Origin of the sequence: Nonomuraea sp. NPDC049725, assembly GCF_040674795.1 — a bacterium.
Lineage (GTDB): Bacteria > Actinomycetota > Actinomycetes > Streptosporangiales > Streptosporangiaceae > Nonomuraea > Nonomuraea ceibae.
Window position 1 is genome coordinate 188,136 of sequence record NZ_JBFANJ010000001.1, and the last position, 15,168, is coordinate 203,303.

Annotated in this window: 19 protein-coding genes; 8 read left to right on the top strand and 11 right to left on the bottom strand. The window is 72.4% G+C overall.

What is annotated here, in order from left to right:
* Positions 1 to 34 precede the first annotated feature (34 nt).
* The 5 genes from AB0J53_RS01040 (at position 35) to AB0J53_RS01060 (ending at position 4,571) form a co-directional block, all read left to right on the top strand.
* On the top strand, positions 35 to 1,423 hold the full coding sequence (locus AB0J53_RS01040) for an FAD-dependent oxidoreductase (protein WP_364167676.1): 1,389 nt from the start codon (positions 35 to 37) through the stop codon (positions 1,421 to 1,423).
* 66 nt (positions 1,424 to 1,489) lie between these two features.
* Positions 1,490 to 1,846: a metalloregulator ArsR/SmtB family transcription factor gene (locus AB0J53_RS01045; RefSeq protein ID WP_364167678.1), complete on the top strand. Its 357-nt coding sequence runs from the start codon at positions 1,490 to 1,492 to the stop codon at positions 1,844 to 1,846.
* A 10-nt stretch (positions 1,847 to 1,856) separates the two neighbouring features.
* Positions 1,857 to 2,909 carry an ArsO family NAD(P)H-dependent flavin-containing monooxygenase gene (locus tag AB0J53_RS01050; RefSeq protein WP_364167680.1) on the top strand — a complete coding sequence of 351 codons (1,053 nt, stop codon included), beginning with the start codon at positions 1,857 to 1,859 and terminating at the stop codon, positions 2,907 to 2,909.
* An 85-nt stretch (positions 2,910 to 2,994) separates the two neighbouring features.
* Positions 2,995 to 3,174: a hypothetical protein gene (locus AB0J53_RS01055; protein WP_364167681.1), complete on the top strand. Its 180-nt coding sequence runs from the start codon at positions 2,995 to 2,997 to the stop codon at positions 3,172 to 3,174.
* Positions 3,171 to 4,571: a M28 family peptidase gene (locus AB0J53_RS01060; RefSeq protein ID WP_364167683.1), complete on the top strand. Its 1,401-nt coding sequence runs from the start codon at positions 3,171 to 3,173 to the stop codon at positions 4,569 to 4,571. The genes AB0J53_RS01055 and AB0J53_RS01060 overlap by 4 nt, the downstream gene beginning before the upstream one ends.
* Before the next feature lie 3 nt (positions 4,572 to 4,574).
* Here the strand turns inward: AB0J53_RS01060 and AB0J53_RS01065 are convergent, their stop codons facing one another.
* From AB0J53_RS01065 to AB0J53_RS01100, 8 genes are all read right to left on the bottom strand, one after another.
* Positions 4,575 to 4,970: an arsenate reductase ArsC gene (locus AB0J53_RS01065; protein WP_364167685.1), complete on the bottom strand. Its 396-nt coding sequence runs from the start codon at positions 4,968 to 4,970 to the stop codon at positions 4,575 to 4,577.
* Positions 4,963 to 6,039, bottom strand: coding sequence for an ACR3 family arsenite efflux transporter (gene arsB, locus AB0J53_RS01070; protein WP_364167687.1), 1,077 nt, complete (start codon positions 6,037 to 6,039; stop codon positions 4,963 to 4,965). The genes AB0J53_RS01065 and arsB overlap by 8 nt, the downstream gene beginning before the upstream one ends.
* Positions 6,036 to 6,359: a metalloregulator ArsR/SmtB family transcription factor gene (locus AB0J53_RS01075; RefSeq protein WP_308125950.1), complete on the bottom strand. Its 324-nt coding sequence runs from the start codon at positions 6,357 to 6,359 to the stop codon at positions 6,036 to 6,038. Before AB0J53_RS01075 ends, arsB begins: the two co-directional genes overlap by 4 nt.
* Before the next feature lie 61 nt (positions 6,360 to 6,420).
* Positions 6,421 to 7,518 (bottom strand): GNAT family N-acetyltransferase, encoded by a 1,098-nt coding sequence (locus tag AB0J53_RS01080; RefSeq protein ID WP_364167689.1) that lies wholly within the window; start codon positions 7,516 to 7,518, stop codon positions 6,421 to 6,423.
* A 13-nt stretch (positions 7,519 to 7,531) separates the two neighbouring features.
* Positions 7,532 to 7,867 carry a metalloregulator ArsR/SmtB family transcription factor gene (locus tag AB0J53_RS01085; RefSeq protein WP_219509257.1) on the bottom strand — a complete coding sequence of 112 codons (336 nt, stop codon included), beginning with the start codon at positions 7,865 to 7,867 and terminating at the stop codon, positions 7,532 to 7,534.
* A gap of 45 nt (positions 7,868 to 7,912) precedes the next feature.
* Positions 7,913 to 8,851: an endolytic transglycosylase MltG gene (gene mltG / locus AB0J53_RS01090; RefSeq protein WP_364167691.1), complete on the bottom strand. Its 939-nt coding sequence runs from the start codon at positions 8,849 to 8,851 to the stop codon at positions 7,913 to 7,915.
* Positions 8,848 to 9,360 carry a SigE family RNA polymerase sigma factor gene (locus AB0J53_RS01095; RefSeq protein ID WP_364167693.1) on the bottom strand — a complete coding sequence of 171 codons (513 nt, stop codon included), beginning with the start codon at positions 9,358 to 9,360 and terminating at the stop codon, positions 8,848 to 8,850. The genes mltG and AB0J53_RS01095 overlap by 4 nt, the downstream gene beginning before the upstream one ends.
* Before the next feature lie 87 nt (positions 9,361 to 9,447).
* The gene (locus AB0J53_RS01100) at positions 9,448 to 10,698 is read right to left on the bottom strand and encodes a hypothetical protein (RefSeq protein ID WP_364167695.1); all 1,251 of its coding nucleotides are present in this window, start codon (positions 10,696 to 10,698) and stop codon (positions 9,448 to 9,450) included.
* A 134-nt stretch (positions 10,699 to 10,832) separates the two neighbouring features.
* On the opposite strand from AB0J53_RS01100, the gene AB0J53_RS01105 reads away from it, so the two are divergent.
* Positions 10,833 to 11,168: a hypothetical protein gene (locus AB0J53_RS01105; protein WP_364167697.1), complete on the top strand. Its 336-nt coding sequence runs from the start codon at positions 10,833 to 10,835 to the stop codon at positions 11,166 to 11,168.
* Here AB0J53_RS01105 and AB0J53_RS01110 read toward each other — a convergent pair.
* Positions 11,107 to 11,553, bottom strand: a complete 447-nt coding sequence (locus AB0J53_RS01110) for a hypothetical protein (protein WP_364167699.1) — start codon at positions 11,551 to 11,553, stop codon at positions 11,107 to 11,109. The two genes, AB0J53_RS01105 and AB0J53_RS01110, sit on opposite strands and share 62 nt — an antisense overlap.
* A gap of 92 nt (positions 11,554 to 11,645) precedes the next feature.
* On the opposite strand from AB0J53_RS01110, the gene AB0J53_RS01115 reads away from it, so the two are divergent.
* Positions 11,646 to 12,035: a MerR family transcriptional regulator gene (locus AB0J53_RS01115; RefSeq protein ID WP_364167701.1), complete on the top strand. Its 390-nt coding sequence runs from the start codon at positions 11,646 to 11,648 to the stop codon at positions 12,033 to 12,035.
* A gap of 233 nt (positions 12,036 to 12,268) precedes the next feature.
* Here the strand turns inward: AB0J53_RS01115 and AB0J53_RS01120 are convergent, their stop codons facing one another.
* Positions 12,269 to 13,453, bottom strand: a complete 1,185-nt coding sequence (locus AB0J53_RS01120) for an MFS transporter (RefSeq protein ID WP_364167703.1) — start codon at positions 13,451 to 13,453, stop codon at positions 12,269 to 12,271.
* A gap of 50 nt (positions 13,454 to 13,503) precedes the next feature.
* A complete protein-coding gene (locus AB0J53_RS01125) occupies positions 13,504 to 14,151 on the bottom strand; it encodes a DJ-1/PfpI family protein (RefSeq protein WP_364167704.1) in 648 nt (215 codons plus the stop codon).
* 563 nt (positions 14,152 to 14,714) lie between these two features.
* Here AB0J53_RS01125 and AB0J53_RS01130 point away from each other — a divergent pair.
* Positions 14,715 to 14,882, top strand: a complete 168-nt coding sequence (locus tag AB0J53_RS01130) for a hypothetical protein (RefSeq protein ID WP_364167706.1) — start codon at positions 14,715 to 14,717, stop codon at positions 14,880 to 14,882.
* The last annotated feature ends 286 nt before the right edge of the window (positions 14,883 to 15,168 follow it).

Sequence of the window (15,168 nt, forward strand, 5' to 3'; positions counted from 1 at the left end):
CGACAGATTTCTAATCAGCCGATCGGAGACGACGATGAGCGGCAGCTGCTGCGGCACCACCACCTCACTCGAACTGGAGCGCCCCCTGGGCGCGGGCGACACCGGCGCCCTGCCCGTCGTGGTCATCGGGGCCGGCCCCGTCGGCCTCGCCGCCGCCGCGCACCTGGCCGCGCGCGGCATCGACTTCCTGGTCCTGGAGGCCGGCGACCGGGCCGGCGCCTCCGTCGCCCGCTGGGGGCACGTCCGGGTCTTCAGCCCGTGGCGCTACGACGTCGACGCCGCCGCCCGCCGCCTGCTCACCGCCTCCGGCTGGACCGAGCCCGACCCCGACCGGCTCCCCACCGGCGCCGAGCTGATCAACGACTACCTGGCCCCGCTCGCCGCCCTGTTCGGCGACCAGGTACGGCTCGGCGCCCGCGTTTCGGCGATCAGCCGCCTGGGCTACGACCGGGTGCGGACGAACGGCCGGGAGGACGTCCCGTTCCTGATCCGCCTCAGCGACGGCGAGGAGATCCGGGCACGCGCGATCATCGACGCGTCCGGCACGTACGCGACCCCCAACGTCCTGGGCGCGAGCGGCCTGCCCGCCCACGGCGAGGCGGAAGCGGCCGTCGATCACGCCCTGCCCGACGTCCTCGGCGCCGACCGCGACACGTACGAGGGCAGGCACACCCTGGTCGTCGGCGCGGGACACTCGGCCGCCACCACCCTCCTGGCCCTGGCCGAGCTGCCGGACACGCCGATCACCTGGACCATCCGCGCCGGGAGCGCCGCCCGCGCCTACGGCGGCGGCGACGCCGACGCGCTGCCGGCACGCGGCGCGCTCGGCACCCGGCTGCGCGCGCACGTCGACTCCGGCCGCATCCGCCTGCTGACCGGCTTCTTCACCCACCGCGTACGGGAGGGCGCCGGCGGCGTCGAGGTGATCAGCCGCGACCCGTCGGGCGCCGAGCAGTCCGTCACCGTGGACCGGATCGTCAGCGCCACCGGCTACCGCCCCGACCACGCCATCGCCGCCGAGCTGCGCCTGGACCTCGACCCGGTCCTCGGCTCCACCCGGCAGCTCGCGCCGCTGATCGACCCGAACCGGCATTCGTGCGGCACCGTCCCGCCGCACGGCGTCGACGAGCTCGCCCATCCGGAGGCCGGCTACTACGCGGTCGGCGTCAAGAGTTACGGGCGCGCGCCCACGTTCCTGATGGCGACCGGCTACGAGCAGGTCCGCTCGGTGGTCGCGGCGCTGGCCGGCGACTGGGAGGCGGCCCGGGACGTACGGCTGGACCTGCCCGAGACCGGCGTGTGCTCCTCCGACCTCGCCGAGGCCCAGGAGCAGCGGGTCGGCCTGGCCACCGGCGTCGGCGGCGGCCTGCTGCCGCTGGCGACCGTGGGCGCCTCCGCCGGATCCGGCGGCTGCTGCGACTGAGCGCCGGGCCTCGGCGTCCTGCCATCGCCTATCATTTAGACAGGTTTCAAAGCAGGAGGTGCCGTCATGACCGCCAACACGACAGCGGCGTGCTGCGCGCCGATCGCGCGGGAGCCGCTGTCCGAGAGCGACGCCGCCGAGCTGGCGGGCCTCCTCAAGGCCGTCGCCGACCCCGTACGGCTGCGGCTGCTGTCGATGATCGGCTCCCACGCGGGCGGCGAGGCGTGCGTGTGCGACCTGACCGACGCCTTCGACCTGACCGCCCCCACGATCAGCCACCACCTGAAGGTGCTGCGCACCGCCGGGCTCATCGACGGCGAGCGGCGCGGCACCTGGGTCTATTACCGGATCGTCCCCGAGGCGGTGAACAAGCTGGGCGCGCTGTTCGCCCCGCTGGCCGAGCCGGAGCTCGTCACCGTATGACCGCATTCTCATGACAGCACCGTCGGCCGAGGCTGAGGTCGTCGTCATCGGGGGCGGGCAGGCGGGGCTGGCGGCGGGCTACTACCTGCGGCGGGCGGGCGCCGACTTCGTCATCCTGGACGCGCAGGAGGCGACGGGCGGCGCCTGGCGGCACGCCTGGCCGTCGCTGCGCCTGTTCTCGCCCGCACAGTACAGCTCGCTCCCCGGCCGCATGATGCCGATCCCGGCCGACGGCGGCTATCCGGACGCCGCGCACGTCGCCGCCTATCTCACCGACTACGAGCGGCGCTATCGGCTGCCCGTGGTCCGTCCCGCCGCCGTCCGGGCCGTTCGGCGTGGGGCGGACGGCCTCGTGGTGGAGAGCAGCGCGGGCACCTGGCGGGCACGCGCCGTGGTCAGCGCGACGGGGACCTGGTGGCGGCCGTACATCCCGCACTATCGCGGCATGCGCGACTTTCGCGGCGAGCACCTGCACACCGCCGGCTATCGAGGGCCGGAGCCGTTCCGGGGCAGGCGCGTGGTGATCGTCGGCGGCGGCAACTCGGCCGCGCAGATCCTCGCGGAGGTCTCGCAGGTCGCCCACACCACCTGGGTCGCGACGCGCCCGCCCCGGCTGCTGCCCGACGAGGTCGACGGGCGCGCGCTGTTCGCGCTCGCCACGCGCCGCCACCAGGCGATCGCGCGCGGGGAGAGCGCCGCGAGCATCGGCGAGCTGGGCGACATCGTCGCCGTCCCGCCGGTACGCGAGGCGCGCGACCGTGGCGTGCTGAAGGCCGAGCCGATGTTCTCGGCGATCACCCCCGAGGGGGTCGTCTGGGCCGACGGGAGCACGGCGCCGTGCGACGTCATCGTGTGGTGCACCGGGTTCCGGCCCGCGCTCGGCCATCTGGCGCCGCTGCGGCTGCGCGGCTCCGACGGGCTGATCGCCACCGACGGCACCCGCGCGCATGGCGAGCCTCGGCTGCACCTGCTCGGGTACGGCGACTGGACCGGCCCGGCGTCGGCCACGCTCATCGGCGCCGGCCGGACCGCGCGGCAGCTGGTGGCCGAGATCACCGGCTGATTCGATCCTCGTCTATCTTGACGTTTTTCTAATCAGTGTGAGAGTGTGGCCGCTGTTTAGATGTCCATCTAACTAGGAGATCATCATGACCACTCAGCTCAGCGGCGGTTTCATCGGCGACCTGAACGACGCCTTCGCCCCGGCCGCCGCCGGAGGCTGTTGCGGCAGTACGGCCGCCGCGACCGAGACGGCCGCGTGCTGCGGCAACGCCCCCGCCGACGCGCAGGACGGCCCCAGCGACAGCTCGACCGGCTGCTGCGGATGACCTCCACAGCCAGGCGCGCCGTCGACCGGGTGTCGGCGGCGCGCATGCGGGCCACCGTGCACGAGCTGGCCGCCGACCGGTACGCCGGGCGGCGCGTCGGCACCCCCGGCGGCCGGGCCGCCGCCGCCTGGCTGGCCGCCCGGCTGCGCGAGCTGGGCGGCGACGTCCGGCTCGACGGCTTTCCCGTCGCGGACGTGCGTGACCTGTACGCCACGCCGGTCCTCGAATGGCACGACGGCGGGACGACCCGGCTGCGGCATCGCCGGGACTTCGCCGAACACCTCGCCTCCGCCGATCTGCCCACCCCGCGCACCGCATCCCTGGCGCCCTCCGCCGACGGTGACCTGCGCGGCCGGTGGGTGTCGGCCGAGCCCGGTGACTGGGCCCGCGCCTGCGACCTCGCCGAGGCGCAGGGGGCCGCCGGGGTGCTGATCGCGCGCGGCGTCGACGCCGAGGGGTGGATGCCCAAGATGATCGCCGGGCCGCCCACGCGCGGCGTGCCGATCCTCGCCGTACGCGCCGACCTGCACCGGCGGCTGGCCGACACCGCGGCCGATCGCCCCGTCCAGGTGACGGCATCGGCCCCACTCCGCCGCCTCGACACCCACGGCCTGAACGTCCACGCCCACTTCCCCCGGGACGGCAAGCCGGGACCGCACGCCGGCTTCCTGCGCACCCTCGGCCCGGAGTTTGACGCCGACTTCCCCCGGGCCCCCGGCCCCGACGGCGAGCCGGGGGCACACGTCGGCTCCCCGTGGGCCACGGGCGGCGAGCCGGGACCGCACGCCGACTCCCCGCGCACCCTGGACGGCGAGTCGGGAGCGCACGTCGTCGGTCCGGGCGGCGGGGCGGGGGTTCGGGTGCTGTTGACGGCGCACTATGACGGCGTCGGCGATGACCCCGCCGTCCGGCTGCCCGCCGCCGCCGACAACGCCTCGGGCGTGGCCGCGGTCCTGGAGGCCGCCCGCGTCCTCTCGACGAGCCCGGCCGCCTCCCGCGTCGAGCTGTCGGTGGCGTTCCTGGACGGCGAGGAGGCCGGCGCCCGGGGCTCGGCGCACCACGCCGCCACGCTGCCGGAGGACACGCTGGTGATCAACCTGGACGGGGCCGCCGAGCTGCACCAGGCCGCCTCCGTCGAGGCGGGCGGCCCCGCCCACGCCCTGCTCGCCACCCTCGACCAGGCGGGCCGGCTGACCGGGGTGCCGCTGCGCGCCGGCGCCATGGCCTCCGACAACCGCCGCTACGCCGCCGCCGGGCTGCCCGCCGTCGGCATCGGCATGGGCATGCCCGGCTACCAGACCCCCGCCGAGACGCCCGACCGCGTCCGGAACGACACCCTGCTGGCCGCCGCCCGGCTCCTGGTGGCCACCGTGGAGCTGCTGGCCCGCCGTGGGTGACGCTCAGTCGGGCAGCAGCTCGCCGACGAGCTTTTCGACCCGGGTACGGATCTCGTCGCGGATGGCGCGTACGGCCTCGATGCCCTGACCGGCAGGATCGTCGAGCTGCCAGTCCTCGTAACGCTTGCCGGGGAAGACGGGGCAGGCGTCGCCGCAGCCCATCGTGATCACCACGTCGGAGGCCCGCACCGTGTCGGCGGTGAGGATACGCGGCCGGGCGGCGCGGATGTCGATGCCGGCCTCGGCCATGGCCTCGACGGCGACCGGGTTGAGCTGCTCGGCCGGCGCGGACCCGGCAGAACGGACCTCGATCCGGTCACCGGCCAGGTGGGCGAGCCAGCCGGCGGCCATCTGGGACCGTCCGGCGTTGTGCACGCAGACGAACAGGACACTAGGCATGGACGATCTCCTCGCTGCGGAACAGGCGGCGCCCGGCCAGGCTGACGTAGACCAGGGCGACCAGGACGGGCACCTCGATGAGCGGGCCGACGACCCCGGCCAGCGCCTGGCCGGAGGTGACGCCGAAGACGCCGACCGCGACCGCGATGGCCAGCTCGAAGTTGTTGCCCGCCGCGGTGAAGGCCAGCGTGGTGGCGCGCTCGTACCCCAGGCCGATCGCCTTCCCGGCCAGGAACGAGCCGCCCCACATGAGCGCGAAGTACGCCAGCAGCGGCAGCGCGATGCGGGCCACGTCGCCGGGCCGCGCGGTGATCGTGCCGCCTTGCAGGGCGAACAGGATGACGACGGTGAACAGCAGGCCGTACAGCGCCATCGGGCCCACCCGGGGCAGGAAGCGGCTCTCGTACCAGTCGCGGCCCTTGACGTGCTCGCCGAGCCGGCGGGACAGGTAGCCCGCGACGAGCGGGACGCCGAGGAAGACGAGCACGTACTGGGCGATGTCCCAGGTCGACACGTCGAGCCCGGTCTGCGCCAGGCCGAGCCAACCGGGCAGCACGTCCAGGTAGAACCAGCCGAGCGCGCCGAACGCGACGACCTGGAAGAGCGAGTTGAGCGCGACCAGGACGGCGGCGGCCTCGCGGTCACCGCAGGCGAGGTCGTTCCAGATGAGCACCATCGCGATGCACCGGGCCAGGCCGACGATGACGAGCCCGGTGCGGTATTCGGGCAGGTCGGGAAGGAAGGTCCAGGCCAGCGCGAACATCAACGCCGGGCCGAGCACCCAGTTGAGCACCAGCGAGGCCACGAGCATGCGCCGGTCGCCGGTGACGGTCCCGACGCGGTCGTAGCGGACCTTGGCCAGCACCGGGTACATCATCAGCAGCAGGCCGAGCGCGATCGGCAGCGAGATCCCGCCGATCCGCACGGCCTCCAGGGCGGTGTCCAGCCCCGGGACCAGCCTGCCGAGCAGCAGTCCGGCCGTCATCGCCGCGATGATCCACACGGGCAGGAGCCGGTCGAGGACCGGCAGCGCGCCGATCACGCCCGGCGGGGACGAGGCGGGCCTCATGCGACGACCGGCACGTCGAGCAGGGCCGACAGCTCGCCGAGCGCCTCGGGGACCAGCCGGTAGTAGACCCAGGAGGCGCGCCGCTCGCTGGTGAGCAGGCCGACCTCCTTGAGCACCTTCAGGTGGTGGCTGATGGTCGGCTGCGACAGCTCGAACGCGCCGGTGATGTCGCACACGCACACCTCGCCGCCGTCGTGGCTGGCCACGATCGACACGATCCGCAGCCGTACGGGATCGCCCAGCGCCTTGAACACCTGGGCCAGCGCTGCCGCCCGTTCGGCGTCCAGCGGCTCACGGGCCAGCTGCGGACTGCACCTCACCGGCACCCCTTCGTATAGATGGTTATCGAAGTCGACTGTTGTCTATATTGACACACATCTATCAATGCTGGACAGGGGGGTCGGCGCTGCTGCGGCGTTCCAGCATCAGCACGTCCCGCCACACGCCGCGATGGCAGCCGAGGCGTTCGCGGGTGCCGACCACGCGGAAGCCGAGCGCCTGGTGCAGCGACAGGCTCGCGGCGTTCTCCGGGAAGATCGCCGACTGGATCGTCCACACGCCCGCGTCCTCGGTCGCGGCGACGAACGCCGACAGCAGCGCCCGGCCGATGCCGTGTGCCTGGCAGCCCGGATGGACGTAGACGCTGTGCTCCACGACGCCCGAATACACCTGCCGTGAGGAGACCGGCGAAGCGGCCACCCAGCCCACGACCTCCCCGGAGTCGACGTCCACCGCCACGTAGCGCAGGTGCCGCAACCTGCCGGCGTTGAAGCCCTCCCAGCTCGGCGCGACCGTCTCGAAGCTGGCCTCCCCGGTGTCGAGGCCCATCTGGTAGATCGCCAGCACCTGCGGGGCGTCGGCGTCCCGCATCGGCCGGATCTCCAGACCGGGGCCCACGGGCGGCTTGACCGCCTGGATGATCGGGGTGGGCATGCCCTGGCCGTGATCGGTCGCGGGTGCGATCCGGATGCTGACGAACCCGGCCGCCGCCAGGAGGGTGACCGCGTCGGTGACCGCATCGGCGGTCGTGGCGGCGGTCGTGGCGGCGGTCGTGGCGGCGGTCGCGGCGGCGGTCGTGGCGGTCACCCCGAAGCGGCCGCCCGGCCGCAGCACCCGGAACGCCTCAGCCACCGCCTTCGCCCCGCCGCCGGACAGACCGCCACAGACGACGACGTCGACCGACTGGCCGGGGAGCGGGATCCCTTCGACGCTGCCCCGCAGGAACCGCATGTTGGCCAGCCCCGCCCGCGCCGCCTCCCGCCGCGCCCGCTCCATCCCGTCCGCGCCGCCGTCCAGCCCGTACGGGGGGTCGTCCGCCATCACGTACGCCGTCCCGTACGGACCGACCCGCTGGGCCACCGGCAGCACGTCGAAGCCGTCACCGGAACCGAGAACACCGCCACCGGAGCCGAGAACGAGCACCCTCTCCCCCGCCCGCGGCAGCACGCCTCCCTGCCCGTCCGCGCTCTCCTCACCCATGACCGGCGTCCCTTCACTCACAGGCGGGCGCGGCGGGCACGGGATTGCCCATGACCACGTCGGCCGCCGTAGGGAAACAGCTCACGCAGGCTTCGTTGATCCGGTAGAGGCTGGACGTGCCCTGCTTGTCGACCAGCACGAACCGCACGTCGGCCAGGATCTTCAGGTGGTGCGAGACGGTGGACTGGCCCACCCCGGAGGCCAGCACGATCTCTCCCACGCTCATCGGCGCCCGCCTGCGGGCCAGCAGGGAGACGAGTTGGATGCGCGTCGCGTCCGCGAGAGCCTTGAACCAGCTCGCGTACTCCTCGGCCTCGGCGCGCGGCAGGGACTCATCGTTCGTGTTCATCGAACATCGACGATAGACGATGAAGCACGGGAAGGGAAGACCGGCTCAGTGCTTCTTGCGGCGCAGTTCTTCGACCAGTTGGGCGTACTCCGCTTCGGAGGTGGCGAACTTCGTGATTCGGTTCTTCGGGTCGGTGGTCACGTAATAGAGCCAGGATCCGGAAGCCGGCTTCAGTGCGGCCCGGATGGCCTTCTCCCCCGGGTTGCCGATGGGACCGGGCGGCAGTCCGGCACGCCTGTAGGTGTTGTACGGCGACCGGCTCCTGAGATCCTCGCGCCCGGCGCGGGCGCCGTACTTGCCCAGGCCGTACAGGACCGTGCTGTCCATCTGCAGAAACATCTTCCGGTTCAGCCGATTGTGGATGACCCGGGCGATCTTGGGCATGTCCTCGTCCCGGCCCGCCTCGGCCTGGACGATGCTGGCGATGGTCACGATCTCCAGCGGCGTCCTGCCGGCACGCCTGGCGCCCTCGACCAGGCCGGCGCCCTCGGCGGCCGCCCCGAACCCGGCCACCATCGCCCCGAGGATCTCACCCGCGCTCGCGGTGGGCGCGAACGTGTAGCGCCCGGGGAAGGCGAACCCTTCGAGCCTCCCTCGCGCGTAGGACGGCAGCCCGAGCGCGCTGCCGTCCTCGGCGGCCTTCTCGAACTCCGCCACCGGCCTGCCCGTGCGCGACGACAGCGTCTCGAAAAGCCGCGCGACCCGTACCCCCTCCACCACCGTCACGGTGACGGCCCGCGGGCCCTCGGACGCCGCGTTCAGCGGCCCGGCGACGGCCTCACCGGGGGGCCGCGACGACATCCCCTGCACCACGACCACCGATCCGACGGCCAGCGCGGCGACGGCCGACGCCGCCACCAGGGCGACGCCGCGGCGACGAGGCCGGGAGCGGTCGTGGGGCACCAGGAACCGGCCGGGCGCGGGCGGCCGCTCCTCGTCGGCCATGTCGGAGAGCGTTTCACGCAGCAGGTTCTCGAGGTTCATCGGAGCTCCCTCACGGTGGTCAGTTCAGGCGCCGTCTTCTTCAGGCGTTCCAGCGAGCGGTAGATCTGGCTGCGTACCGACCCCACCCTGACGCCGAGCAACCGCGCGATCTCGGTCTCGGACAGATCCTCGAAGTAACGCAGCACGAGCATCGTCCGCTGCCGGGGCGTGAGCCTGGACAGGGCCGCGCGCATCACCAGGCGAAGATCCACGACGTCGGCGTGCCCGTCGCCGCCCTGGTCAGGCAGCCGGCCGGTGGACACCTCCGCGACACGTGAGCGCCGCCGCCACCAGCTCACCTGCTCGTGGTACATGGCCCGGCGCACGTATCCCTCGATGGCGCCCGGATCACGCAGACTGCGCCACTTCGCGGCCGTTTTGACCAGGGCCGACTGCACCAGGTCCTCGGCGGCGTGCCGGTCACCGGTCAGCAGGTACGCCGTACGGAACAGCGCCCCCGACCGGTCGGCCACGAACTGCCGGAAGTCCGCCTCAAAGCCTGGATCCACCCGTCCTCCTCGCGACATTCACCGGCAAGGACGCGGGCGGCGCCTCGATCTATGCCTGAACCGCCAAGATCTCCGCCGACCGGACCCTCACCCTTCCCGGCTCCTGTACGTGGCCCGCAGCTCGACCAGCTTCTCCCTGGCCACCTCGTCCAGGGCCCGGCGCTGCTCCGGGTCCTCCTCCCAGGTGGCCTCCGCGCACAGGACCCTCGCCGCCTCGTGCGGCTCGGCGTCGCGCACCACGTACCAGACGGTGTCGCCGGTGCCGAGCCTGTCGTGATCGCGGCGCAGAACCGTGACGATGCCGGAGACGAGGATCTGCCTGGTCCACGGGTTCCTGGCCAGAACCTGCCGGTCCACGGTCAGCCCGCCGTCCATGAGCTCGCCACCGAGCAGGTCGTCCTCCCACCGCCACACGCGACGGCTCACACCCGGTGACACGTACGGGGCGCCACGACCTTCGACGGGCACCGAGAACGTACGGGCGCCGCCGCGGCACAGCTCCTTGGCGATGCGCTCGCCGTCGGCGTACTCGCGCAGCCGATCCTCATCCGGGTCCTGTCCGGACAGCGGGCCGAGCCGCGCCTGCTCGGCGTAGTAGCGGTCGACCAGCGGATCCGTGAACCGCCCCGCCCGCGCCCGCGGCGGGGTGCAGGAGGCCACGGTGAGGTCCGCGCCGTCCTCGATGTCGAGCCCTCCCCCGCGCAGCAGCTCATGAACGGTGACGCCCGCCTCCTCGGCCTTGCGGCTCACCCTGCGCAGCCATCCGTCGAACGTGTCCAGATCCGGATCCAGTCGCAGCGACGCCCAGTCCGCCGCCGCCGAGACCGGCACCGGCGCCTCCCGCCGCGCCGGCGGCTGCACGAGCTGCTCGGGTTCAAGGTCGATCGAGTAGTACAGCACTCCGCGAGCGATATAGGAGAACGGCGCCGCATGCGTGATCGGGTCGAAGACATCCCGGATCGGCCAGATCCTCAGCAGCCACGCCTCCTCGCACTCCCCCGTGCCATGCCCGTCGCCCGGCCGAGGCTCCCGCAGGTACATGCGCACGCCGTACTCGAAATGCGGCGGCCCGATCAGGAAGTCGTGCCCCCTGCCGTCCATCATCGTGACGATCGAGACCACGCCGCTCTCCGCGACGAACGTCGTCGAACTGACCGGCGTCCACGAGTCGTCCGCGGGCCCCGGCTCGGCGTCCCACGACTCCAGCCGCACCCCGGCGATGAAGTGGTACATCTCATCGGTGGGCGAACCCCACGACGGCAGGTCGGTGCCATCCAGCCCGAACGTGTCGTACTCGACGTAGACCTCGTCGTCGAGCGCCCGCAGCAACTGTGCCATGCCTACGCCTTCGCGGTTGTCGGTGATCACCCTGGCTCGGCGGAGTATGACCCACGACACCGACAATCCCCGGCCGCGCTGCACCGTTGCATACACTCGGCCTCTTCCGCCGGGCACCCGAGGAGCGTGACCGCATGAGGCATTACAGGAACGGCCGTGCCGCGTCGGTCGTCGCCGGTGCGTACGCCGGCCTGGTGCTGCTTCTCGGCGTGGCTTCCGCGGTGATCCTGCTGACCGTCCAGGACCCGATCCTGCTGTCCGGCGTCGCGCTCATGCTCGTCACCTTCCCTCTCGGGCCGATCGTCTGGTGGGGATGGGACCTCGTCCCGCCGCAGATGGCGGACCCCGTACTGCTCATAGCGATCCTCACCGGAGCGGGCCTGCTGCAGGCCTACCTGATCTGGCGCCTCATGCGCGGCCCCGCCCGCCCCCGCCTGCCGGGGCTTCGGAACGGGTCGGGCCGGCCATGAAACGCAGGCCCTTGCTGGCCAGACGCTCAGGCAGCTCCTCCGGACCTCGCGGCGCGGTGTCGGGCAGCAGGTAGTACTCCTCCAGGATGGCGCGGGCGGTGTCGTCGTCGCTCACCGCGCAGTCCCACACCACCTGCTCGCCGTCGAGCGTGACGTCGAAGGCGAAGAACCCGCAGCACGCCTTCTCCCGCGCCGCCAGATCCCGCACCCACGCCGCCACGCCGGGCTCGGCACGCAGACGGAAGCGGATGCCCCGGCCGGTCCTCTCGCGGCCGACGAGGTGCCGGCCGAACAGCAGGCCGTACTCCTCCAACCGCTGCTGGACGGTGTCGGGGGCATTGGTCATGTCGCAGACGATGGGGGTGGATGCGGACGGGATGTCCATGGCAGCCTCCTCGAGGTTCCTCGGCGTCTTGTCGCGCCCGTTCCTGAACCGTAAAGTCTGGACCTCAGTCCAGAGTCAAGAGGTGAAGCCGCATGAGGATCGGCCAGGTCGCGCAGGAGGCCGGGGTCAGCGTCGACACCGTCCGCTTCTACGAGCGACGCGGCGTCCTGCCCGCCGCGGAACGCAGACCCTCGGGCTATCGCGTCTTCAGCGCCACGACGGTGGAACGCATCCGGACGGCGAAGACCCTGCAGGAACTGGGATTCACCCTCGACGAGGTCGTCGACGCCCTGACCGCACACGACCAGGGCGGGGCCACCTGCGACAGCGAGCGATGGCGCTTGCAGGCGGTGGTGGACCGGCTCGACGCAAGAATCGCCGAGCTGACCCGGGCCCGGCAGGCCGCCGCGGAGACCCTGAGTGACTGCCGGGCCGGCCACTGCCGCCTCACGTTCACCCCGACCAGCCCCTTGCCTGGGTGAAGGTCCTACGACGCTGACCGGGGCCTGGAAGAGGTCGTCACGGTCAACCAGGTGAGAGGCCCAGCCGGGGATTTCGTCGAAGTCGGCCTCGTCCAGGTCGATCCGTTCGAGCGGGGAAGGTCCTTCCGGCGGAGGGCCCACAACCAGGGAGCTTCGATCGCCGCGGGCGCCGGGTGGGGTCGGCGGGAAGCTCATGGCACGAAGCGGGCGCGACCGGTCGGCCTGGCAGTGCGTCATGGGCGAGCTTCCTGTTCCTGGGCAGCGGGCGTGGCGGCAGGGCGGCGGCGCTCGTGCCGCAACGCGTACAGGGCGATGAGCAGGCCAGTGACCGTGAGGGCCGCGGCCACCGGATAGAGGGAACGCGGCCCCGGCCCGTCGATGAGCCGCCCGCCGAGCCATCCGGCGATCGCGGCGGCGAGCTGGAAACCGGAGGCGTTGACGGCGACCGCCAGGGTGGGCGCAGCCTGCGCGGTGGCCACCACCCGGGTCTGCATGCCCGGGATGATGGCGAACGCCAGGACGCCGAGCAGGAACCACAGCACGGCGGCCGCCCCTTGATGCCCGCTGACCAGCCAGCCCAGGGCCAGGGCGCCCGCCAGGACGGCCAGCAGAGCGGCGAGCGAGGGCAGGAGCGCCCGGTCGGCCAGCCATCCGCCCAGGAAGTTGCCCAGGACGGCGCCGGTCCCGTACACCAGCAGCAGCGCGGGCAGTGCCGTGCCGGGGAAGCCGCTGACGTCGGTTGCCAGGGGCGCCATGAAGGTGAAGACGGTGACGACGCCCAGGTTACCGGCGGCGGTCAGCGCGATGGCCAGGATCACCTCCCGGCTGGTGAAGACACGCAGCTCGCCGAGGAGCGAGCCGACCTGCGGCGCGGGCCCGCCGGGGAAGGACCGCAGGACCATCATCAGGGCAGTGGCGCTGAAGACGGCGATCGCGGCGAAGGTCGCCCGCCAGCCGAGGCTCTGACCGATGAAGGTGCCCACCGGAGTCCCGGCGATCATGCCCAGGTTCATGCCGAACGTCAGCCGGGCCACGGTCGAGGCCTGCCTGCCCGCCGGAGCGGTGGACACGGCGGTGGCGACCGCGACGGCGAAGAAGGTGGCCACCACCAGTCCGGCGACGAAACGCCCGGCCAGCAGGATCGGATAGCTCGGGGCGACGGCTGACATGGCGTTGCCGGCGATGGAGGTGACGATGAGCCCGACGACGAGCGGCCGGCGGGGCAGCCGTGCGGTCAGCGTCGTGATCACCGGTCCGCCCACGATCATGCCGATGGCGTAGGCGGTGACCAGCAGCCCGGCGGCCGGAACGGAAACCGACAGGTCGCGTGCCACGTCGGGCAGGATCCCGGCGATGACGAACTCCCCGGTGGTCAGGCTGAAGACCACGAGCATGAGTGAGAAGACCAGAAGCGACATGGAGTTCATCCCTGTACAGGAAGGAGGCGCATCAGCGTTTCCGCGCCGCCTCATCGCCGTGATCCGCCCCGCCGGTCGGTTCGACGCGTGCCGGCCAGAAGGGGCTCGTCGGCGAGGTAGGGCGGGGCGGGCTCGTACTGGATCTCGCGGCGGACGGCACGCGCGTGGTCTCGACCATGGAGGCGGCCGATGAGCCACAGCGCGGCGTCGATGCCGGCGGAGACGCCCTGGGTGGTGAGCAGGTTGCCGTCCACGACGTAGCGGGCGTCGCGGACGACGGTGACGTCCCCGCGCGCCTGGAGGGTGTCCTCGTAGTTCCAGTGGGTGGCCACCCGGCGCCCGCGGGCGGGACCGGCGGCGTGGAGCAGGAAGGCGCCGGTGCAGACGCTCATGACCCAGGAGGCCTGCTCGGCGGTCTTGGCGATCCAGCCGGTGACGGCCGGGTTGTGCGGCTGGATTTCCCGGGCGCCGCGCCCGCCCGGGACGAGCAGCACGTCCAGCGGCGGGTGGTCGCCCAGGGTGCGATCGGGCCCCACATGCATGCCCTTGCTGCAGCGGACCGGGTCGGGGTGTTCGGCGATGAGCAGCGCGGTGTCGACGCCGCCGCGCAGGATGGCCGAGGTGGTGAAGACCTCCCAGGGGCCGGCGAAGTCGAGTTCTTCGACGGCGTCGAAGATCAGCAGTCCGTACGTGGTCACAGGTGTTCTCCCGTCGTGGTTCGGAATCAGTCGCGTAGTCGGAGGGCGTGACGCCCAGGCAGCGGTGAAAGCCGCGCCGCAGGGTCACGACGGTGCCGAAGCCGTAGCGGCGGGCGATGACATCGAGGGGTCCGCCGCCGTACTTCAGCGCCCGCTTGGTCCTCCTCCGCCCAGGCCGCCTCGAGGTCCATGCCCGTGGTCGCCCCCGCTGCGGATCACGGGTGACCGTGGCGGACGAAGGCGGCGGGGTCTCCCGCGCGAGCCGTTCGGCCCCGGCCCTGTGGGTGGTGACGCGGCGGCCGTCCAGCAGACCGACCTTGGCCGGTGGAAAGGCTCCGCTGCACGCGGAGGCGATCCGCCACCCGCTCCGGGCGGCGGCGGTGATCCAGCCGGTCAGGCGCAAGCCGTGCCGGGCGGTGGACACGCCCGGACCGCCCACGACGATCAGTGTGTCGAAGCCGGTCGCCGGCAGGTCCGTCACCCCGTGCCCGGCGCACCGACGAGCCGCATCCGGTACGCACCGGCCCGGGGGCGTGAGTCCTGTGGGTCCGCATGAACACCTCATGCGGACCAGCGAGGTCGAGCGGCTGGAAGCCTTCGTCAATCACGAAGGCGATGCGGTGTGGGTGCACGGCACCACGTTCCGACCCGAGGATCGATGGCGTCAACGACACGTACCCCACAAATCACGCCATCCGCCTCCCGCGTCGACGCCCACCAAGGCCGAATGACCTGGGCGAACGCCCACAAGACGGCTGCGGTCCGCGGCTTTCAGAATGACTGAAGGCCCTCTAAGCTTCAGCCTGCAGGGCCCCGCGCCCCACCGCCGCATAGCCCATTCGCCCATGATTCATGCGCCTCGACCTGGAAATCTGCCGCTCAGAGCTGTATCTGACTGCACACCCCGGAAACGCAGAAGAGGCCCCGAAGGGCCTCTGAACTGCTGTTACTGCTAGCGACAGATCACCTCGTACGTGACCCAGATCGAACCGGTAAGACTGCTTGACATGTGAGCTT